Raw genomic sequence first — 1,807 nt, 5'->3', positions numbered from 1 at the left:
GCTATCATGAAAGGACTTAACGGGCTTCAATCGTTTAAGTATTCCGAAATAAACCAGCTCGCCAAAGCTGGTTTTTTCACATCTGGGAAATAGATTAATCCCAAAAGCGATTGATCTCAATGATCCTTTTAACCGGTCATGAATTTTTCCAACAAAAAAGCCTCCCAATAGGGAGGCTTTTTTGTGTCTAAATCTCGGAGCTGATTAAGAGAAATCACGTCCAACTCCAGTAGTAAACTTTAGTCAAACAAAGGGTTATAATCCCAATCTGAATTAGGAAAAGGAATGTGCTTAGGAGAGAAACCAACAACCAGAACCTCGTTATTGCTTTCTTTTATATAATGAATAACCTCGGCTGACGTAGAACCGTTAAGGTTAGTCCCTAAATCAAAAGTCATTGAAAACTTACTACTAGGGCTATAATTAAGCCCACAGTGGTAATGCCAATAGCCCCCATTTTCATAATTATCAGTCCCTGATATTTTATTTAGATTATCATCTAAATGAGATGGCTTATTTTTACCAGGTAATGATTCACCGCTTGTAGTTTTTTGTATAAAACGCGCTAAAGCTTTTTTCTGTTCGGTGTCCATCTTAGGAAGATCGATAAAAAACTCTTCATCCAAAGTCCCTTCCTCAAACGGAGTATCGAGACGAACTGTAAAATTAACCAATTATCTTCCTACATGCGATTTAATGAGACGCTTTGTTAAGCATACTAAAAATTTCATCCTCAGATAAACCTGATTTGAACTTGGTACCGTTGCTTGACTTACCACGATTAAGTAAGACTTCATCAGCACGATTTTTATAAGTTTCATATCTTTTTTGTGCCTTAGATACTGCACGATCTTTAACTGCTGAAAACATAAACAGCCCTAATAGCCTAAGTGGGTTTAACCTAATTATACACAGCAACGCTACAATAGCCTATGTTCATAGTTCTTTTCAATTGCGTGACTCCGTAACGAAGAACAGCCCCCAATAGGGAGCTGTTCTTGTATTAAAATCTGGGGGCACACTAAGTTCAGTTGCGTTAAATTTAGCAAATTTTTCAACATAAAACCCATACGATAACTGATACTTAGTTGTTTAATGATGCAACTAACCCCATATTGATTAATGAACTAATCACATAAGAAGAATATCATGCCATCACTTTCTTTTGACCCAAAAACGGGTGAAACCAAATTAGCCGAAGGAACATCTATATCAAGCGTATCTATAAAGAACGTCCAAGATGTAAGTTCTTACGAGATAATAGAAGACAATCAAACTTTAATTCATAAAGTAAAATTCAATGAAAGTAGTTATTTCACAGCAAGTTATGGAAATAATTCAGTATCAGTGAACTCAACAGAATGCACGACTAACGTTTCAGACGATCCAGATAACGAAAGTGCGGTCATATTAACCATATCCCCTAATAAAAAATAAACTATCACTCCATCCGAAGAGTTAGGACATATTTCTCACCGACTTTCCTTATCGTTTCAAAAGGAAATTCGGTGTTCATTATTCCTATTATGTTAAACGGGCGAGTTTGCTATCAAAAACAGCCATCAGAATGCCTCAAACGCTCTTAGCGAAGATTTTGGACACTTGATCAAGGCGATATACTCCCATGTTGGCTTGTAAGTTTGTGACGCTTTCAGAGCGAATCTCAGCTCGAATTAACATCGTTCAAACTCACCCTAAAAGCACACCGTAACGGCTAAAAGTAAACTAAATCAGCATTTCGAATTACGAATCTCGAGTGTGATTCGAATGATGTTGTAAATCGCATAACCAAGAATCAATAAAACTA

General features: G+C 36.6%; 3 protein-coding genes. 1 reads left to right on the top strand and 2 read right to left on the bottom strand.

Annotation, left to right across the window (positions count from 1 at the left end):
• Positions 1 to 239: 239 nt before the first annotated feature.
• Together ACED42_RS21725 and ACED42_RS21720 are read right to left on the bottom strand one after the other, a co-directional pair.
• The gene (locus ACED42_RS21725; RefSeq protein WP_371704135.1) at positions 240 to 674 is read right to left on the bottom strand and encodes a hypothetical protein; all 435 of its coding nucleotides are present in this window, start codon (positions 672 to 674) and stop codon (positions 240 to 242) included.
• Positions 675 to 693: 19 nt separating this feature from the next.
• Entirely contained in the window at positions 694 to 870 is a 177-nt protein-coding gene (locus ACED42_RS21720) for a hypothetical protein (protein ID WP_371704134.1), read from the bottom strand.
• Positions 871 to 1,149: 279 nt separating this feature from the next.
• Between ACED42_RS21720 and ACED42_RS21715 the strand changes: the two genes are divergently transcribed.
• Complete coding sequence (locus tag ACED42_RS21715) at positions 1,150 to 1,437, top strand: hypothetical protein (RefSeq protein WP_154723715.1); 288 nt, start codon at positions 1,150 to 1,152, stop codon at positions 1,435 to 1,437.
• Positions 1,438 to 1,807 lie beyond the last annotated feature (370 nt).

The organism is Vibrio sp. FF145, assembly GCF_041439075.1.
GTDB classification, from domain to species: Bacteria; Pseudomonadota; Gammaproteobacteria; order Enterobacterales; family Vibrionaceae; genus Vibrio; species Vibrio tasmaniensis_A.
Note: the sequence above shows the minus strand (reverse complement) of the source record. Positions and strands in the feature narration are given on the sequence as shown.